Raw genomic sequence first — 17,844 nt, forward strand, 5'->3', positions numbered from 1 at the left:
ATGACCGCCCGCCCCGCCTCGACCCGCCGCCTCGTCGTGATGGACGTGGACTCCACGCTCATCACGCAGGAGGTCGTCGAGCTCCTCGCCGACCACGCCGGGACGCGCGAGCTCGTCGCGGACGTCACCGAGCGCGCGATGCGCGGTGAGATCGACTTCGCCGAGTCGCTGCGCGAACGGGTCGCGACCCTGGCCGGGGTCCCGGTCAGCGCGTTCGAGGACGTGCTCGAGCGGGTCACGCTCACGCCCGGCGCCCCTGAGCTCGTCGCCGAGCTCCAGCGCCGCGGGTGGACCGTGGCGCTCGTGTCCGGTGGCTTCGAGGAGATCGTGGCCCCGTTGGCCGCGCGGCTGGGGATCACGCACTTCCGCGCGAACCGCCTCGAGGTCTCGGACGGTCGCCTCACGGGTCGCACGACCGGTCCCGTGATCGACAGGGCCACCAAGGAGGTCACGCTGCGCGACCTCGCGACCGCCGAGGGCGTCGACATGGCGGACACCGTCGCGATCGGCGACGGCGCCAACGACCTCGACATGATCGGCGCCGCGGGGATCGGGATCGCGTTCGCCGCCAAGCCCCTCGTGGTCGACCAGGCGCCCTACTCGGTGCCGGGACCGCGCCTCGACGCCGTGCTGGACATCATCGACGCGCAGGACCGGACGGCCTGACCTCCGGCACGACGACGGCCCCCTCTTCCCGGTCTGCGGGAGGAGGGGGCCTTCGAGACGTCGGGAGCGGTCGCGAGCCGACCTCAGCTCGACGGGCGCCCGACGTACGTCAGGTTCGCGACGCCGTCGGTCCACTCGCTCCACGGCGTGAGGGACTCCAGCACGCTGTACGTCGCGGTCGGGACCCCGACACGGACCTGCGCCAGGGCGCCCGAGTCCGAGCCGGAGGAGGCCAGGTGCGCGGCCGAGGCCGCCATGGTCGGCTCGTGACCGATCACGAGGAGCGTCCGCACACGCGAGTCGGCGCCGTGGACCAGGTCCACGACGTCCTTGACCCCCGCGGCGTACAGCGTGTCCGTCACCACGACCTCGGGCGCGACGTCGCCGAGGTTCGCGGCTAGCAGCTCCCAGGTCTGGCGCGTGCGCAGCGCCGAGGAGCACAGGACGAGCTCGGGGACGAGCGCGGAGTGGGCGAGAGCAGCACCGACCCGGCCGGCCTGGCGCCGACCGTTGAGCGCGAGCGGGCGCAGGACGTCGTCGACGCCCCCCGCAGGCTCCGCCTTGGCGTGCCGGAGCAGCACCAGCCGGTGCGTACGGCCCGGTGCCCCGGACCCGGTGGCGTCGAACGACACCGCCGATCGGCCATCTCGCACGTTCGTCCCTCTCGTCACAGACCCATGGCGTGCACGCCGCCGTCGACGTGCACGATCTCCCCCGTCGTCGCCGGGAACCAGTCTGACAGGAGAGCGACGACCGCGCGTGCGGCGGGCTCGGCGGACATCTGGTCCCAGCCGAGCGGTGCGCGCGTCGGCCAGCCGTCCTCCATCTGCTCGAACCCGGGGATCGACTTCGCGGCCGTCGTGCGGATCGGGCCCGCGGAGACGAGGTTCGTGCGGATGCCCTCGGGACCGAGGTCGCGCGCGAGGTAGCGGTTCGCGGACTCGAGCCCGGCCTTCGCGACGCCCATCCAGTCGTACACGGGCCACGCGAACTGCGCGTCGAACGTCAGACCGACGACGGCGCCACCGTTCGTCATGAGCGGCTTGGCGGCCACGGCGAGGGACTTGTACGAGAAGGTCGAGACCTGCAGAGCCGTCGCGACGTCCTCCCAGCTCGCGGAGAGGAAGTTGCCGCCCATGACGGACTGCGGCGCGAACCCGATCGAGTGCACGACGCCGTCGAGCGAGTCGACGTGCTCACGGACCGCGTCCGCCAGGGCCGCGAGGTCCTCCTCGTTCGTCACGTCGAGCTGCACGACGGGCGCCTCGACGGGCAGGCGCTTGGCGAACGCCTGCGTGAGCTTCATCTGGCGACCGAACGAGGAGAGCACGACCGTGGCCCCCTCCTCCTGCGCGAGCCGGGCCGCGTGGAACGCGATCGAGGAGTCGGTGAGGACACCGGTGACCAGGAGCTTCTTGCCTTCGAGCAGACCCATCAGTTCTTCTTCCGTTCTTTCGTCGTGCGCTGCTTGAGCGTACTCATGGACGACCCGCACCGACAGTTCTGGAGGGGTCGTGCGGTGTGTCGAGGAACACGCCGTGCTCCCCGGTGGCGTGCGCGGCGGTCCGGGTCCGCCCGGTCCGCGCCCGCCGGTGGCCTCAGTGGCCCATGCCGAGGCCGCCGTCGACGGGGATCACGGCGCCGCTGATGTACCCCGCGTCGGGCGAGGCGAGGAACTGCACGACCCCCGCGACCTCGTCCGCCTGGGCGAAGCGCCCCGCAGGGATGTTGGCCTTGTACTGCTTCTGACGCTCCTCGGGCAGCTCGGCCGTCATGGCGGTCTCGATGAAGCCGGGGGCCACGACGTTCGCCGTGATGCCGCGCCCGCCCAGCTCACGCGTGATGGAACGGGCCATGCCGACCAGCGCGGCCTTGGAGGCCGAGTAGTTGACCTGCCCCGGGCCGCCGTACAGGCCCACGACCGAGGAGATGAGGACGATGCGGCCACGGCGCAGGCGGATCATGCCCTTGGAGACGCGGCGCACGCAGCGGAACGTCCCCGTGAGGTTCACGTCGATGACCGACTCGAACTCGTCGTCGGTCATGCGCATGAGGAGCTGGTCGCGCGTCACGCCCGCGTTCGCGACGAGGACCTCGACGGGGCCGAGCTCGGCCTCGATCGCGGTGAACGCGGCGTCGACCGCGTCGGTGTCGGTGATGTCGCCCACGACGCCGAAGACTCCCTCGGGGAGGTCGCCGCTGCGGTAGATCGTCGCGACGCGGTCGCCGTTGGCGACGAAGCGCTCGGCGATCGAGCGGCCGATGCCCCGGTTGGCGCCCGTGACGACCACGGTGCGCGGGGCGGGGGAAGCGGGGGCTTCGGACACGACATCTCCTCGTTCGGGTGGCTGGGAGGCGACGCCTGCGGCGGGAGAGGTCCCGCACGGCCGGCACGTCGCCGCCACGACCGTACCCCGCGCCCCGGACCGCGTGCGCGCAGGGACCATCACAGGCGGCGGGGGTCCTTTGTCGGGTTCCGACAAACGTAGGATGGAGGGGTGAGCAGCAACAACCAGGTGCCGAGCATCTCGAACGCACCGGAGTCGCTCGCGGAGGACCAGGCGCGGCGCACCAAGCGCTACCTCATCCAGATGGGGATCCGGCTCGTGTGCTTCCTCGCGGCGGTGATCGTCCACGGGTGGTTCTCGTTCGTCCTGATCGGCGCCGCGATCGTCCTGCCGTACGTCGCGGTGCTGCTCGTCAACGCGGGACGCGACCAGAAGTCCTACGACGTCTCGCCCATGGAGCGCCTCCAGGTCGAGGCCGCGCCCGACCACCCGAGCCTCGGGCGGGTCGTCGAGGTCGACGACGAGGGCCGGGTGCGCGACGACGCTCCCGCCGCCGGCGACGCACCGGGCGCTGCCGACGCTCCCTCCGCTGCCGACGCGCCTCCTGCTGCCGACGCGGCGGACACGGCGGACACGGCGGACACGGCCCGGTCCGCCGACCGGGCCCCGAGCCGGACCCCCGACCAGGCCGCACACCCGACGACCGACCGAACCGACCGAACCACCGACCAGGAGCCGCACGATGGTTGACCTCCTCCACCTCGCCGACCCCGTCGACGAGGGCGAGCTGATCTGCAGCGGCAAGGGCTGCCCCGCCGAGGCCGTCTGGGGGCTGCTCTGGAACAACCCCAAGCTGCACACGCCCGAGCGCCGCAAGGTGTGGCTCGCGTGCGACGACCACCGCGAGCACCTCGAGACGTTCCTCGGCGCCCGTGACTTCTGGAAGCAGACCGTGCCCGTCGCGGACCTCGAGCGCCGGCCCGAGCTGTGACCCTGCCCTCTCCCGGCCCCGACCTCCCCGCCGGGCCCACCGGGCCCGACGAGGCCGCCCCGCAGGGCGCCCGGCAGCCCGACGCGGCCCAGCTCGCGCACGACGTGTCGCGTGACGCCAAGGCCGAGCCCCGGACGCTGCGCCAGTGGGTCACGCTCGCGCTCGGGGTGCTGCTCGTGGCCGCGCTGTGCGTCCTCGCGGGGCGCTGGCAGTGGCACCGGTACGAGTCGCGGTCGGCGCAGATCGAGATCATCGAGTCGAACTACGACGCCGAGCCCGTGCCGCTCACGGACGTCCTCGACGGCCCGGGCACCGTCCTGGACCCCCAGGACGTGTGGCAGCGCGTCACGCTCGAGGGCTCCTACGTCGAGGACGCCACGGTCCTGCTGCGCAACCGTCCCGCCGGCGGCAAGGCCGGGTTCCACGTCCTGGTGCCGTTCGTGACGACCCCGACCGACGGCAGCGAGAAGGTCGTCATGGTCGTCGACCGCGGCTTCGTGCCGCTCGGCGCGGACGCGAGCGCCCCCGACGCGGTGCCCGCTCCCCCGGCGGGCACGGTCGAGGTGACCGTGAGCCTGCGCGCGGACGAGCCCGCGTCCCGTCGTGACGCCCCGGCCGGGCAGGTCCAGGCCATCAACACGGCCCAGGTCCTCGCCGAGGGGCCCGACGGCGCCGCGTGGGCCGAGGGGGCGACCGTCGGTGCGTACGGCTCGCTCCGGGCCGAGGATCCCGCTCCTGCTGCCTCGCTGCGCTCGCTCCCGGTGCCGGACACCGACCCCGGCTCGCACCTGTCGTACACGTTCCAGTGGTTCGTGTTCGCGGCGGGCGCGATCGGCGGGTTCCTCATCCTGATCCGCCGCGAGAAGCGCGAGACCGTGACCGCGGGCGACCTGCTCGGCGAGCAGCGGGCGTCGGGCCGCGGTCCGGGCGAGACCCCGCCGCGCCGCAGGCGTGGCCCCACGGCCGAGGAGGAGGAGGACGCGCTCGTCGACGCGCAGCTCCCTGAGCCGCGCCCCTGACCGGGCGGGCGGCCCCGCTCCACGAACGGCGAGAGACGACGACGGCCCGCCCGCTCCGAGGAGCAGGCGGGCCGTTCGTGTCCCCGCGCCCGGCGCGCCGGGTGGCGCTGCGGGCCCTCGGCCCGCGTCAGGCCAGGGAGATGAGCTCCGCGTAGGAGTCGTTCCACAGGTCCTCGTCGCCGTCGGGCAGCAGCAGGACGCGCTCCGGGGAGAGCGCCTCGACCGCGCCGTCGTCGTGGGTGACCATGACGACCGCTCCCTCGTAGTTCTTGAGGGCGTCGAGGATCTCGGCGCGCGAGGCCGGGTCGAGGTTGTTGGTGGGCTCGTCGAGGAGCAGCACGTTCGCCCCGGAGACCACGATGGTCGCGAGCGCGAGGCGCGTCTTCTCGCCACCGGACAGGACGTTGGTCGGCTTGTTGGCGTCGTCCCCGGAGAACAGGAACGAGCCGAGGACCGAGCGGACCTGGGTGTCGGTGAGGTCCGGCGCGGCGTGGCGCAGGTTCTCGACGACCGTCACGTCCATGTCGAGCGTGTCGTGCTCCTGGGCGTAGTAGCCCAGCTTGAGCCCGTGCCCCGCGACGACCTCGCCCGTGTCGGGCTTCTCGACGCCCGCGAGGATGCGCAGCAGCGTGGTCTTGCCCGCACCGTTGAGCCCGAGGACGACGACGCGGCTGCCGCGGTCGATCGCGAGGTCGACGCCCGCGAAGATCTCCTGCGAGCCGTACGACTTGGACAGGCCCTCGGCCGTGATGGGCGTGCGCCCGCACGGGGCCGGGGTCGGGAACCGCAGCTTGGCGACCTTGTCGCTCACGCGCTCACCCTCGAGACCTGAGAGCATACGTTCGGCGCGCTTGATCATGTTCTGCGCCGCCACGGCCTTGGTGGCCTTGGCGCGCATCTTCTCGGCCTGCGCGAGCAGCGTGCCGGCCTTCTTCTCGGCGTTGGCGCGCTCACGACGACGACGGCGCTCGTCGGTCTCGCGCTGCTCGAGGTACGCCCGGTAGCCCAGGTTGTACTGGTCGAGGACGCCGCGCGTCGCGTCGAGGTAGAAGACCTTGTTGACGGTCGCCGAGAGCAGCTCGACGTCGTGGCTGATGACCACGAAGCCGCCCGAGTAGTTCTTCAGGTAGTCGCGCAGCCACAGGATCGAGTCGGCGTCGAGGTGGTTGGTCGGCTCGTCGAGCAGCAGCGTCTCGACGCCCGAGAACAGGATGCGCGCGAGCTCGATGCGTCGGCGCTGACCACCTGAGAGGGTCTTGAGGGGCTGCGCGAGGATGCGGTCGTCGAGCCCCAGGTTCGAGGTGATGCGCTGCGCCTCGCTCTCCGCGGCGTAGCCGCCCGCGGCAGTGAACCGCTCCTCGAGCTTGGGGTAGCGCTCCATCGCGGCGAGGTGGGTGTCCGCGTCGGCGCTCGCCATCTCGCCCTCGGTCTCGCGCATCTTGCGCACGAGCACGTCGAGCCCGCGCGCCGAGAGCACGCGGTCCATCGCGATCACGTCGAGGTCGCCCGTGCGCGGGTCCTGCGGCAGGTAGCCGACGTCGCCCGTGCGCACGATCTGCCCGGCCGTGGGCTGGGTCTCCCCCGCGAGGGTCTTCGTCAGGGTGGTCTTGCCCGCTCCGTTGCGACCCACCAGGCCGATCCGGTCTCCGGCAGCGATGCGGAAGGACGCCTCGTCCAGCAGGACGCGGGCGCCGACGCGCAGCTCGACGGCGTGGGCAGTGATCACAGAGAGTTCCTCCGGCGGGATGGTGGGGTGTTCAGGGGGTGTAGGGGTTTGCGCGGTCGCGCTGTGCGCGAGACACAAACGCCACCGATTCTAGTGCCGCGAGACCGGGGACGGAACGGGATTTCGCGGGCTGGTCCGTCACAGTGCGGGCCGGCCGGTCTCGCCTGGTTGTCGAGAACGGGGTTGCGGCCGTTCTGGGGGCTGTGGCGGCCTCAACCCCGTTCTCAGCCCCCGCCTGCCCGACGGCGGTGCTCGCCTTCCGGGGGCGGGCTGCGGCCCGCGTGCTGCGGGTGGGGGCGGCGACGGCTGGGGTGAGCGGCGTCGTCGGGCCGCTAGCCGCGCCGTTGGAGCCGACGGTGCCGCGACGCCCGATCCGGCGGTGCACCGCAGAGCGCCGTGACCTGCGACGACGAGTAGCGTTGACCCGTGACGTTCAACGAGGGTGGTTCATTCGAAGGTGGTCGGGTCCGCAAGGGCGGGCGCGGCAAGGCGCCCGTGATCGCGGGCGGCGGCATCGCGGCCGTGCTCGTGGCGGTCGTGATCGCGCTCCTCAACGGTGGTGACCTGGGGAGCGTCCTCGGCGCGGTGAGCGACGAGGTCGTCCAGCCCTCGGGGGCGGAGGACACGGGGCAGCAGCAGTTCGTCGACGACTGCACGGCCGAGCAGGCCAACAGCGAGCGCGAGTGCCGCCTGTCGGCGACAGCCCAGTCGCTCGACGCCTACTGGGCCGAGGCGCTCCCCGCGCAGGTCGGCGTCGAGTACGTCCTCCCGGAGGTCTACAGCTTCACCAGCTCGACGCAGACCGGCTGTGGCGGGGCGACGAGCGCCGTCGGGCCGTTCTACTGCCCGCCCGACCAGACCGTCTACATCGACGTGTCGTTCTTCGACGAGCTGCGCGACCGCTTCGGGTCCTCGGGCGGCCCCCTCGCCGAGGAGTACGTCACGGCGCACGAGTTCGGCCACCACATCGAGCAGCTCTCCGGTGTCATGGCGTCGGCAGACCGCTCCGGGACGGGGCCCGAGTCCGACTCGGTGCGCATCGAGCTCATGGCCGACTGCTTCGCAGGCATGTGGGCGGGGAACGCGGCCACGACGATCGACCCCCAGACCGGCGTGCCGTTCCTCCAGGAGATCACGCCGGCCGAGCTGAAGGACGCCCTCTCTGCAGCCTCCGCCGTGGGAGACGACCGCATCCAGCAGTCCGCGACCGGCTCGGTGAACCCCGAGGCGTGGACCCACGGGTCGAGCGAGCAGCGGCAGCGCTGGTTCATGACGGGCTACGACGGCGGGACGTTCCAGGACTGCAACGCGCTGGAGGCGTCGACGCTCTGAGCGCCACGGACCGATGAGTTCTCGGTCGTGCCGCCGTCTCACCGAGGAGGCAAGGCCGCCGCCGAGCGGCACCATCGCACGGTGACGGCACCATCGCACGGGAACGACGAGAACGGGGACGGACAGATGGCTGAGCTGCTGGTCGACTTCATCACCTCGCTCGACGGCTACGCGTCGGGCGAGGGCTGGCCCGGGTTCTGGGGGCTCGAAGGCCCTGAATACCTCACGTGGCTGCAGGAGCAGCCCGAGGTCACCTACCTGATGGGCGCGAACACCTACCGGCTGATGTCGGGCTTCGCGGCCGGTCAGATGCCGGAAGGGACGGACGAGTTCACGGCCGACGAGGAGGCGTCGGTCGACGAGCTCACGGCGGCTCGGAAGGTGGTCTTCTCCAGCACGCTCGCCGAGCCGTTGACGTGGGCCAACTCCACGCTGGTGCGCGGCGACGCCGTAGAGGCGGTGCGCGCCATGAAGGACGAGGAGGACGGGATCCTCAGCACGATCGGCAGTCTCAGCGTGGCACGGGCGCTGCTGAGCGCCGGCCTCGTCGACCGGTTCCGGGTCGGGATGTTCCCCGTGATCACCGGCGCGACGGGATCGGAACGGATCTACGACGGCTACCCCGACGTGGCCCTCGAGATGATCGACCATCGCACGTTCGACACCGGCATCCAGTTCGTCGAGTACCGCCCACGCGTCCTGGACGGCCCTCCCCTCCAGCCTGCCGACGGATAGAGCGGATGCAGCGAGGTCCGCCACCCCGTGAGGGGTGACGGACCTCGGCGAAGCCGTTGCTCAGGTCAGACGTTGAAGCCCAGCGCGCGCAGCTGGTCCTTGCCGTCCTGCGTGATCTTCTCGGGGCCCCACGGCGGCATCCAGACCCAGTTGACGCGGAAGCCGTCGATCAGCCCGTCGAGGGACTGCGCCGTCTGGTCCTCGATGACGTCGGTCAGCGGGCAGGCCGCGGACGTGAGCGTCATGTCGATGACCGCGTGGTTGTTCTGGTCGACCTGGATGCCGTAGACGAGGCCGAGGTCGACGACGTTGATCCCGAGCTCGGGGTCGATGACGTCGCGCATGGCCTCCTCGACGTCGGCCGCGGTCGGCGGGGTCGGCGCCGCGGAGGCGGCGGGGGTCTCGGTCGTCATCGGTTCTCCTGAGGTGACTGAGTGGACGGGGTCTGGTCGAGCTCGGGCTGGGTGGCGTGGGCGTCTGCGAGGACCCCGGACGTCGCCAGGGTGTCACGCAGGGCGGCCCAGCCGAGCAGCGCGCACTTGATGCGGGCCGGGAACTGTGCGACCCCGGTGAAGGCCGTGGCGTCGCCGAGCTGGTCCTCGAGGTCGTCGTCGAGGCCCTTGCCGCGCGACTGCATGAGCTGGCGGAAGACGTCGCCGAGGTGCTCGGACTCCGCGACGGGCGCGCCGGTCACGAGGTCCGTGAGCACGGACAGCGAGGCCTGCGAGATGCTGCAGCCCTGACCCTCCCAGCTCACGCTCGAGATGGTCGGGGCCTTCGGGTCGGCGGTGTCGAACTCGACGCGCATCGTGACCTCGTCGCCGCACGTGGGGTTGATCTGGTGCGACTCACCGTGGAGGTGGCCCTCCGACAGCTCGACGAACCCTCGCCCGTGCGGGGACTTCGCGTGGTCGAGGATGACCTGCTGGTACATCTGCTCCAACGAGCTGCTCATGGCGGGGGTCGTGCTCCTTCGGTACATCCTGCGGGGCCGTGGGGACCGCGCGAACAAGTGAGGGACGTGCGGGTACTCAGTCCACTGAGAAGAACGCCCGGACCCCCGCCAAACCTTCCCGGAACGCCGTGACGTCCTCGGACGTCGTGTACACCGACGCCGAGGCGCGTGCCGTGGCGGCGATCCCGAAGCGGCGGTGCAGGGGCTGGGCGCAGTGGTGACCGACCCGCACGGCGATGCCGGCGGCGTCGAGCACCTGGCCCACGTCGTGCGCGTGGACGCCCTCGACGACGAACGAGACCACCGCGAGGCGGTCCTCCGGGACGGCCGGGCCGATGATGCGCACGCCCGGGATGTCCGCGATCCTGAGCAGCTCGACCGTGAGGTCGTGCTCGTGGGCCGCGACGTTCTCCATGCCCAGCTCGTCGAGGTACTGCGCGGCGACACCCAGACCGATGATCTGTGCGACGGCCTGCGTGCCGGCCTCGAAGCGCTGCGGCGGCTGCATGTACGTCGCCTCCGTCATGGTGACGACCTCGATCATGGACCCGCCGGTCGTGACCGGGGGCAGCGCCTCGAGCAGCTCACGGCGCCCGTAGAGCGCCCCGATCCCCGTGGGACCCAGCATCTTGTGCCCCGAGAACGCCGCGAAGTCGACGTCGAGGGCGTGCAGGTCCACGGGTAGGTGCGGCACGGACTGGCACGCGTCGAGGAACGTGAGCGCCCCGACCTCCTTGGCCCGCGCCACGATCGGCGCGACCGGGGTGATCGCGCCCGTCACGTTCGAGGCGTGCGTGAACGCGACGACGCGCGTGCGCTCGGTGATGACCGAGGCCGCCTCGTCGACGCGGATGCGCCCCTCGTCGTCGACCCCGAACCAGCGCAGCACGGCGCCCGTGCGCGCGGCGAGCTCCTGCCACGGCACGAGGTTGGCGTGGTGCTCGGCCTCGGTCAGGACGATCTCGTCGCCCGGAGCCAGGGCGAAGCGGCGGGCCGCCTCTCCCCCACGACCGATCGTCGCGTTCGACAGCGCGTACGTGACGAGGTTGATCGCGGCCGTCGCCCCGGACGTCCACACGATCTCGTCGGCGTCGGCCCCGACGAAGCGGGCGACCGCGGACCGGGCGTCCTCGAACGCCTCGGTCGCCTCCTCCGCGAGCTGGTGCGCGCCGCGGTGCACCGCGGCGTTGCGCTCCTCGTAGAAGTCGACCTCGGTGTCGAGGACGACCTGCGGCTTCTGCGACGTGGCGCCCGAGTCGAGGTAGACGAGCGGACGGCCACCCCGCACCGTGCGGGCGAGCAGCGGGAAGTCGGCTCGCACGGCGGCGAGCTCGGTGGCGCTCAGGCCGGTCCGCACGGTGTCGGTGGTGGTCATCGGATGTCTCCTCAAGGTGTCAGGTGCCCGCCGGCGGTCCGGCGGGCGGGAGGCCGGCGGACCGGCCCCCCGCAGGCCCAGGTCAGGCCGTGGCCGCGCCCGTCGTCAGGAAGCGGTCGTAGCCCTCGTTCTCGAGGCGCTCGGCGAGCTCGGGGCCGCCCTCCTCGGCGATGCGGCCGTCGACGAACACGTGCACGAAGTCCGGCTTGATGTAGCGCAGGATGCGCGTGTAGTGCGTGATGAGCAGCACGCCGACGTCCGTGGACTCCTTGGCGCGGTTGACGCCCTCGGAGACGATGCGCAGCGCGTCGACGTCGAGGCCCGAGTCGGTCTCGTCGAGGATCGCGATGCTCGGCTTGAGGAGCTCCATCTGCAGGATCTCGTGGCGCTTCTTCTCACCACCGGAGAAGCCCTCGTTGACCGAGCGCTCCGCGAAGGACGAGTCCATGCGCAGGTTCTCCATGGCGCCCTTGACGTCCTTGACCCACGTGCGCAGCGCGGGGGCCTCGCCGTCGATCGCGGTCTTGGCGGTGCGCAGGAAGTTCGAGACGGACACGCCGGGGACCTCGACCGGGTACTGCATGGCGAGGAACATGCCCGCGCGGGCACGCTCGTCGACCGTCATCGCGAGGACGTCCTCGCCGTCGAGCGTCACGGTGCCGCTCGTGATCGTGTACTTGGGGTGGCCGGCGATCGAGTACGCGAGGGTCGACTTGCCCGAGCCGTTGGGGCCCATGATCGCGTGCGTCTCACCGGCGTTGATGGTCAGGTCGACGCCGCGCAGGATCGGCTTCGGGCCTTCCTTGGTCTCGACGCTGACGTGCAGGTCGCGGATCTCCAGAGTGGACATGTGGTGTTCTCCAGTATTCGAGAAAGTTCAGGGGTCAGGACGGGGAGACGGTCTGGTCGATGTCGACGAGCACGCGCTCGCCGTCGATCGTGACCGGGTAGACGGGCACGGGGCGCATCGCGGGCAGCGCGGTGGGCATGCCGGTCCGCAGGTCGAACTGCGAGCCGTGCAGCCAGCACTCGATGAAGCAGCCCTCGACCTCGCCGTCGGACAGCGAGACCGCGCCGTGGGAGCAGATGTCCGAGATGGCGTGCCAGTTCCCGTCACCGTCGCGGACGACCGCGACCTCGACGGGGCCGCTCTCGCCCTCGAGCTCCACACGCAGCGCCTCCTCGGGCGCCACGTCGTCGGTCATGCAAGCAAGCTGTGCAGTCATGCGGGTCGGGTCACCGGCCTTCGATGACGCTCATCGACTTGGCGAGCTCGGCCTCGATCGACTCGAGCAGTCGCTCCTCGACCGACGGGACGCCGATCTCCTGGATGAGCTCGGCGAAGAAGCCGCGGACCACGAGGCGACGGGCGTCGGCCTCGGGGATACCTCGGGCCTGCAGGTAGAAGAGCTGCTCGTCGTCGAAGCGACCGGTGGCCGAGGCGTGCCCGGCCCCCTCGATGAGGCCGGTCTCGATCTCGAGGTTCGGCACGGAGTCCGCGCGCGCGCCGTCCGAGAGGACGAGGTTGCGGTTGAGCTCGTAGGTGTCGGTGCCCTCGGCCTCGGTGCGGATCAGCACGTCGCCGACCCAGACCGTGTGCGCGCCCTCGCCCTGCAGCGCGCCCTTGTACGTGACGCGGGACTTGCAGCTCGGGACGGCGTGGTCGACGAAGAGGCGGTGCTCCTGGTGCTGGTCGGCGTCCGCGAAGTACAGGCCGACCATCTCGACCTCGCCACCGGTGCCGGTGAACTCGGCGTCGGGGGTCACGCGGACGACGTCGCCGCCGAACGTCACGACGACGTGCTTGAGCTTGGCGTCGCGGCCGATGCGGGCGCGGTGCGAGCTCGCGTGCACGGCGCCCTCGCTCCAGTCCTGCACCGAGACGACCGTGAGGTGCGCGCCGTCCTCGACGACGATCTCGACGGTCTCGGTGAGGGTCGCGGAGCCCACGTGGTCGATGACCACGACGGACTCGCTGTGGCGCTCGGCGTGGACGAGCAGGTGCGTCGCGGTGGGCTCGTCGGACAGCCCCTCGATGCGCACGGACGTGATGTCGCTGGCCACCGCCTCGGCGGGGATCGTGACGACGGTCGCCTCGGCGAACGCGTTCCACGCGGTCACGGCGGTGCGGTCGCCCGGGACGCCCGCGCGGCCGAGGCGCTCGTCGTCACGGCCGACGATCGCGACGTCGACCTCGGGCGCCTCGACCACGGTCGTGCGCACGCCGGCGCTGCCGAGCGTCGTCGAGAACAGCGGGGCGAGGCGCTTGACCGGGGAGAAACGCCACTCCTCCTCGCGGCCCGTGGGCGCGGTGATGACGTCCGGGTCGAACGAGGTGATGCGCTCGGCGCGCGAGCCCTGCGGCGTGCCGCCGACCCCGTGCGAGTGAGCGCCGTCCTGGACGGCCTGGGAGTGGTCCGTGCTCAGGCCGACCGGCTCGGTCTGTGTGGTGCTCGCAGTAGTAGTCATTTAGCCGACGGACCCTTCCATCTGCAGTTCGATGAGGCGGTTGAGCTCGAGCGCGTACTCCATGGGCAGCTCACGGGCGATGGGCTCGACGAACCCGCGCACGATCATGGCCATGGCCTCGGTCTCCGCCATGCCTCGGGACATGAGGTAGAACAGCTGGTCCTCGCTCACGCGCGACACGGTCGCCTCGTGACCCATCGAGACGTCGTCCTCGCGGACGTCGACGTACGGGTAGGTGTCGGACCGGGAGATCTGGTCGACGAGCAGCGCGTCGCACAGAACGGTGGAGGCGGAGTGCTCCGCTCCCTCGAGGACCTGGACGAGGCCGCGGTAGGACGTGCGCCCACCGCCGCGCGCCACGGACTTCGAGACGATCGAGGAGGACGTGTGGGGGGCGGCGTGCACCATCTTGGCGCCCGCGTCCTGGTGCTGGCCCTCGCCCGCGAACGCGATCGACAGCGTCTCGCCCTTGGCGTGCTCGCCGAGCAGGTAGATCGCGGGGTACTTCATGGTGACCTTGGAGCCGATGTTGCCGTCGACCCACTCCATGGTCGCGCCCTCGGCGGCCGTCGCACGCTTGGTGACGAGGTTGTACACGTTGTTCGACCAGTTCTGGATGGTCGTGTAGCGCACGCGGGCGTTCTTCTTGACGATGATCTCGACGACCGCGGAGTGCAGCGAGTCGCTCGAGTAGATCGGGGCGGTGCAGCCCTCGACGTAGTGCACGTACGAGCCCTCGTCCGCGATGATCAGCGTGCGCTCGAACTGGCCCATGTTCTCCGTGTTGATGCGGAAGTAGGCCTGGAGCGGGATCTCGACGTGGACGCCCGGGGGGACGTAGACGAACGAGCCGCCGGACCACACCGAGGAGTTGAGCGCGGCGAACTTGTTGTCGCCCGAGGGGATGACGGTGCCGAAGTACTCCTGGAAGAGCTCGGGGTGCTCGCGCAGCGCGGTGTCGGTGTCGAGGAAGATGACGCCCTGCTTCTCGAGCTCCTCGTTGATCTGGTGGTAGACCACCTCGGACTCGTACTGGGCCGCGACGCCCGCGACGAGGCGCTGCTTCTCCGCCTCGGGGATGCCGAGCTTGTCGTACGTCTCCTTGATGTCCTCGGGCAGGTCGTCCCAGGACGTGGCCTGCTTCTCGGTGGACCGCACGAAGTACTTGATGTTGTCGAAGTCGATGCCCGACAGGTCGCTGCCCCAGTTGGGCATGGGCTTCTTGTCGAACAGGCGCAGGGCCTTGAGGCGGTAGTTCAGCATCCACTCGGGCTCGCTCTTGAGCGCGGAGATGTTGCGCACGACCGCCTCGGAGAGGCCGCGCTGCGCCGTCGCACCGGCGTCGTCCTTGTCGTGCCAGCCGTAGCCGTAGGAGCCGATCGAGGCGATGATCTCCTCGTCGGACTGGCCGGTGCTCTGGGACACGCCAGCGGTGTCCTGGGTGGGAGCGCTCATGTCATTCCTTCCACGTTCCGTCGACGACGGAGGGGGGCGGTGGGGCGGTGGTCGATGAACCTGTCGGTTCGGGGTGTCGTGCTGGGGGGTGCGCCGGGGCGCGCGGTCCGCGCGCGGTGGCACGGCGTTCGGTGGTCTGGTGCCCGACGGCGTCGCGCGCCTCGGGTGCGCGGGTCGCCGCGGGGAGCACGGGGACGTTGGTGGTGCAGGCGTGCCCGCCGCCCGCGAGGGTCGCGAGCCGCTGGACGTGCGAGCCGAGGAGCTGGGAGAAGACCTGGGCCTCGGCGTCGCAGAGCTGGGGGAACTCCTCGGCGACGTGCTGGACCGGGCAGTGCCCTTGGCAGAGCTGGACGGTCGCGGTGCCCGCGACGGGTCGCACGCTCGCCGCGAACCCGTCCTCCGCGAGGACGGTGGCGAGCTGCTCGGCCCGGCCCGCGACGTCGTCGGCCGTGATGCGGCTCGCGTAGCGGTCGGTGAGCTCCTCGAGGCGGCGGTGCGCGAACTCCTCGACCGCGTCCTCCCCGGCGACGTCGCGCAGGTAGCGCAGCGCCTGGGTCGCGAGGTCGGGGTAGGCGCCCGAGAGCTCGGACTGGCCGCGGTTCGTCGCGACGTAGTGGCGGGCCGGGCGACCGCGCAGCCCGGTGCCCGCGCCCGACTCGTGGACGGCGATGAGCCCGTCGGTCTCGAGCTGGGCTAGGTGACGGCGGACGCCTGCGGGCGTGAGGCCGAGGTCGGTCGCGAGCGAGGCGGCGCTCACTGGACCGTCGGAGACGATGAGCGCGAGCACGCGCTCGCGCGTGGTGCCGTCACCGTCGGCGTGGAGCGAGTCGTTCCCGACCTGGACGGCGAGGGGTCCTGCGGGCGGCACGGCGCGGGAGGTACGTGCGTTGTCGCTCATGCCTCACCTCCACGTCGTCCGGCCTGCTGGGATCCTTCCGCCTGGCCCGCGGGCGCGCACGATCCCGGGAGGCGTCTTCGATATAGGTAACAGTCTCATGCGCTAAATGTTCCGGCGCAAGCAAGGCCTACCTCACAGCCGCCCCCAGCCCGCTCCCCTACAATCGCCACCGTGCCCGACTCCCCCGCCGTCGTCCTCCAGGACGTGGTCAAGCGTTATGACGGCCGGGCGGTCGTCGACCACCTGAGCCTGACCGCCTCCCGAGGCGCCGTGACCGCCGTCCTCGGCCCCAACGGGGCCGGCAAGACCACCACGATCGAGTGCTGCGAAGGCCTGCGCGCCCCCGACGAGGGCAGCGTGCGGGTCCTCGGGCTCGATCCGCTGCTGAACGCGCGCGACCTGCGCCCGCGCGTCGGCGTCATGCTCCAGGACGGCGGGCTGCCCACGGGCGTGCGCGCGCTCGAGATGCTCCACCACGTCGCGTCGATGTACGCGAACCCTCGGGACGTGGCGGAGATCACGGAACGCCTGGGGCTCGCGAGCTTCGCCCGGACCACGGTCCGGCGGCTGTCGGGTGGTCAGCGCCAGCGCCTCGCGCTCGCCGCGGCGATCGTGGGCCGCCCCGAGGTCGTGTTCCTCGACGAGCCGAGCGCGGGCATGGACCCCCAGAGCCGGCACGCGGTGTGGGAGCTCGTGCGCGAGCTGCGCGCGGACGGCGTCGGGATCGTCCTGACGACCCACCTCATGGACGAGGCCGAGGACCTCGCGGACCACGTGTACATCGTGGACCACGGGCAGGTCATCGCCTCGGGCGCGACCTCGGAGCTCCTGCACGCGGGCCCCTCCGCGGACGGGAACCGCACGCTGCGGCTCGAGGCGCACGAGGGCCTGGACGTGGAGGCCTTGCGCAAGCGGGTCGAGTCCGGCCCGACGACGTCACCCACCTCCCCGTGGACCGTCACCGAGACGCAGCCCGGCTCGTACAGCGTGACCGGGCCGGTCGACCCGTCGACCGTCGCCGTCGTGACGGCGTGGCTCGCGGACGAGGGCGCGCTCGCCTCACGCCTCACGATCGGCCGCCGCACCCTCGAGGACGTGTTCCTCGACCTGACAGGACGAGAGCTCCGATGACCGACCAGACGACGGCCGGCCCGGTCGCCTCGGACCCCGCCGCACCGGCCCCGACCGACGGAGCCGCCCCCGCGTGGCGCCGGGTCGCGTCGCAGACGGCGTTCGAGACGCGCATGATCCTGCGCAACGGCGAGCAGCTGCTCGTGACGATCATCCTGCCCGTGATGCTGCTCGTCGGGCTCGCCCGCACGTCCTTCATCGACCTCGACACGCAGGGGTACTCGCGCATCGACTTCGTGACCCCGGGCGTCCTCGCGCTCGCCGTCATGTCGACGGCGTTCACGTCGCAGGCCATCGCGACGGCCTTCGACCGCCGCAACGGCGTCCTGCGGCTGCTGTCCACCACGCCGCTGGGGCGAGGGGGCCTGCTCGCGGGGAAGATCCTCGGGGTGCTCGCGGTCGAGGTGGTCCAGGTGGTCGTGCTCGGCGGCGTCGCGCTCGCGCTCGGCTGGTCCCCGGACCCAGCGGGCATCCTGCCCGCGCTGCTCGCGGTCCTGCTCGGCACCGCGGCGTTCACGAGCCTCGCGCTCCTGCTGGCGGGGACCCTGCGCGCCGAGGGCGTGCTCGCGGTCGCGAACCTCCTGCTGGTCCTGCTGACCGTCGCGGGCGGCGTGCTCGTCCCCGCGGCCCAGCTCCCCGGCGCGCTCGAGCAGGTCGCGCTGCTGCTCCCGTCGGGTGCGCTCGGCGAGGCCATGCGCGGCGCCCTGCTCCTCGGCGAGGTGCCCGCGTTCTCGGTGGTCGTGCTGCTCGGCTGGACCGCGGCCCTCGGCTGGGGTGCGGGCAAGCTGTTCCGCTGGCACTGAG

At 71.7% G+C, this 17,844-nt stretch carries 20 protein-coding genes; 8 read left to right on the forward strand and 12 right to left on the reverse strand.

All coding sequences use genetic code 11. The features are described from left to right. Positions 1-666, forward strand: coding sequence for a phosphoserine phosphatase SerB (gene serB, locus ACFVQ3_RS06115; RefSeq protein WP_387636352.1), 666 nt, complete (start codon positions 1-3; stop codon positions 664-666). An 83-nt stretch (positions 667-749) separates the two neighbouring features. Here serB and ACFVQ3_RS06120 read toward each other — a convergent pair whose 3' ends face one another. The 3 genes from ACFVQ3_RS06120 to ACFVQ3_RS06130 all read right to left on the reverse strand — a co-directional run bounded on the left by ACFVQ3_RS06120 (position 750) and on the right by ACFVQ3_RS06130 (position 2,993). Next, positions 750-1,298, reverse strand: coding sequence for a SixA phosphatase family protein (locus ACFVQ3_RS06120; protein WP_387636355.1), 549 nt, complete (start codon positions 1,296-1,298; stop codon positions 750-752). Positions 1,299-1,333: 35 nt separating this feature from the next. After that, entirely contained in the window at positions 1,334-2,101 is a 768-nt protein-coding gene (gene fabI, locus ACFVQ3_RS06125) for an enoyl-ACP reductase FabI (RefSeq protein WP_387636357.1), read from the reverse strand. A 163-nt stretch (positions 2,102-2,264) separates the two neighbouring features. Continuing rightward, on the reverse strand, positions 2,265-2,993 hold the full coding sequence (locus ACFVQ3_RS06130) for a beta-ketoacyl-ACP reductase (RefSeq protein WP_030152232.1): 729 nt from the start codon (positions 2,991-2,993) through the stop codon (positions 2,265-2,267). A 171-nt stretch (positions 2,994-3,164) separates the two neighbouring features. On the opposite strand from ACFVQ3_RS06130, the gene ACFVQ3_RS06135 reads away from it, so the two are divergent. Genes ACFVQ3_RS06135 through ACFVQ3_RS06145 form a run of 3 tightly spaced genes read left to right on the forward strand, consistent with a single transcriptional unit; the run spans position 3,165 to position 4,964 of the window. Continuing rightward, a complete protein-coding gene (locus ACFVQ3_RS06135) occupies positions 3,165-3,704 on the forward strand; it encodes a DUF3099 domain-containing protein (protein ID WP_387636360.1) in 540 nt (179 codons plus the stop codon). Next, positions 3,697-3,945 (forward strand): hypothetical protein, encoded by a 249-nt coding sequence (locus ACFVQ3_RS06140; protein WP_030152230.1) that lies wholly within the window; start codon positions 3,697-3,699, stop codon positions 3,943-3,945. The genes ACFVQ3_RS06135 and ACFVQ3_RS06140 overlap by 8 nt, the downstream gene beginning before the upstream one ends. After that, the gene (locus ACFVQ3_RS06145; protein WP_387636363.1) at positions 3,942-4,964 is read left to right on the forward strand and encodes an SURF1 family protein; all 1,023 of its coding nucleotides are present in this window, start codon (positions 3,942-3,944) and stop codon (positions 4,962-4,964) included. The genes ACFVQ3_RS06140 and ACFVQ3_RS06145 overlap by 4 nt, the downstream gene beginning before the upstream one ends. 127 nt (positions 4,965-5,091) lie before the next feature. On the opposite strand, the gene ACFVQ3_RS06150 is transcribed toward ACFVQ3_RS06145, so the two are convergent. Then, entirely contained in the window at positions 5,092-6,690 is a 1,599-nt protein-coding gene (locus ACFVQ3_RS06150; RefSeq protein ID WP_387636365.1) for an ABC-F family ATP-binding cassette domain-containing protein, read from the reverse strand. A 426-nt stretch (positions 6,691-7,116) separates the two neighbouring features. On the opposite strand from ACFVQ3_RS06150, the gene ACFVQ3_RS06155 reads away from it, so the two are divergent. Beyond that, positions 7,117-8,022: a neutral zinc metallopeptidase gene (locus ACFVQ3_RS06155; RefSeq protein WP_387636368.1), complete on the forward strand. Its 906-nt coding sequence runs from the start codon at positions 7,117-7,119 to the stop codon at positions 8,020-8,022. A 126-nt stretch (positions 8,023-8,148) separates the two neighbouring features. Further along, positions 8,149-8,757 (forward strand): dihydrofolate reductase family protein, encoded by a 609-nt coding sequence (locus ACFVQ3_RS06160; protein ID WP_387636370.1) that lies wholly within the window; start codon positions 8,149-8,151, stop codon positions 8,755-8,757. Positions 8,758-8,822: 65 nt separating this feature from the next. Here the strand turns inward: ACFVQ3_RS06160 and ACFVQ3_RS06165 are convergent, their stop codons facing one another. The 8 genes from ACFVQ3_RS06165 to ACFVQ3_RS06200 all read right to left on the reverse strand — a co-directional run bounded on the left by ACFVQ3_RS06165 (position 8,823) and on the right by ACFVQ3_RS06200 (position 15,909). Beyond that, positions 8,823-9,170: a metal-sulfur cluster assembly factor gene (locus ACFVQ3_RS06165; RefSeq protein WP_056647167.1), complete on the reverse strand. Its 348-nt coding sequence runs from the start codon at positions 9,168-9,170 to the stop codon at positions 8,823-8,825. Then, on the reverse strand, positions 9,167-9,712 hold the full coding sequence (sufU, locus tag ACFVQ3_RS06170; protein ID WP_387636374.1) for a Fe-S cluster assembly sulfur transfer protein SufU: 546 nt from the start codon (positions 9,710-9,712) through the stop codon (positions 9,167-9,169). The genes ACFVQ3_RS06165 and sufU overlap by 4 nt, the downstream gene beginning before the upstream one ends. A gap of 76 nt (positions 9,713-9,788) precedes the next feature. Further along, the gene (locus ACFVQ3_RS06175) at positions 9,789-11,087 is read right to left on the reverse strand and encodes a cysteine desulfurase (protein WP_387636377.1); all 1,299 of its coding nucleotides are present in this window, start codon (positions 11,085-11,087) and stop codon (positions 9,789-9,791) included. Between the two features lie 82 nt (positions 11,088-11,169). Further along, a complete protein-coding gene (gene sufC, locus ACFVQ3_RS06180) occupies positions 11,170-11,937 on the reverse strand; it encodes a Fe-S cluster assembly ATPase SufC (protein WP_387636379.1) in 768 nt (255 codons plus the stop codon). Positions 11,938-11,971: 34 nt separating this feature from the next. Beyond that, positions 11,972-12,313, reverse strand: coding sequence for a non-heme iron oxygenase ferredoxin subunit (locus tag ACFVQ3_RS06185; protein WP_030152220.1), 342 nt, complete (start codon positions 12,311-12,313; stop codon positions 11,972-11,974). 10 nt (positions 12,314-12,323) lie between these two features. After that, positions 12,324-13,556 carry a Fe-S cluster assembly protein SufD gene (sufD, locus tag ACFVQ3_RS06190; RefSeq protein WP_387636381.1) on the reverse strand — a complete coding sequence of 411 codons (1,233 nt, stop codon included), beginning with the start codon at positions 13,554-13,556 and terminating at the stop codon, positions 12,324-12,326. Beyond that, complete coding sequence (sufB, locus tag ACFVQ3_RS06195; protein WP_191791376.1) at positions 13,557-15,011, reverse strand: Fe-S cluster assembly protein SufB; 1,455 nt, start codon at positions 15,009-15,011, stop codon at positions 13,557-13,559. 1 nt (position 15,012) lies between these two features. Further along, entirely contained in the window at positions 15,013-15,909 is an 897-nt protein-coding gene (locus ACFVQ3_RS06200; RefSeq protein ID WP_387636384.1) for a helix-turn-helix transcriptional regulator, read from the reverse strand. A gap of 171 nt (positions 15,910-16,080) precedes the next feature. On the opposite strand from ACFVQ3_RS06200, the gene ACFVQ3_RS06205 reads away from it, so the two are divergent. Both ACFVQ3_RS06205 and ACFVQ3_RS06210 read left to right on the forward strand, forming a co-directional pair. Continuing rightward, positions 16,081-17,040, forward strand: coding sequence for an ABC transporter ATP-binding protein (locus ACFVQ3_RS06205; protein ID WP_387636387.1), 960 nt, complete (start codon positions 16,081-16,083; stop codon positions 17,038-17,040). Next, positions 17,037-17,843, forward strand: coding sequence for an ABC transporter permease (locus tag ACFVQ3_RS06210; protein ID WP_387636389.1), 807 nt, complete (start codon positions 17,037-17,039; stop codon positions 17,841-17,843). The genes ACFVQ3_RS06205 and ACFVQ3_RS06210 overlap by 4 nt, the downstream gene beginning before the upstream one ends. Position 17,844 lies beyond the last annotated feature (1 nt).

The organism is Oerskovia sp. NPDC057915, assembly GCF_042887685.1.
Classification (GTDB): Bacteria; Actinomycetota; Actinomycetes; order Actinomycetales; family Cellulomonadaceae; genus Oerskovia.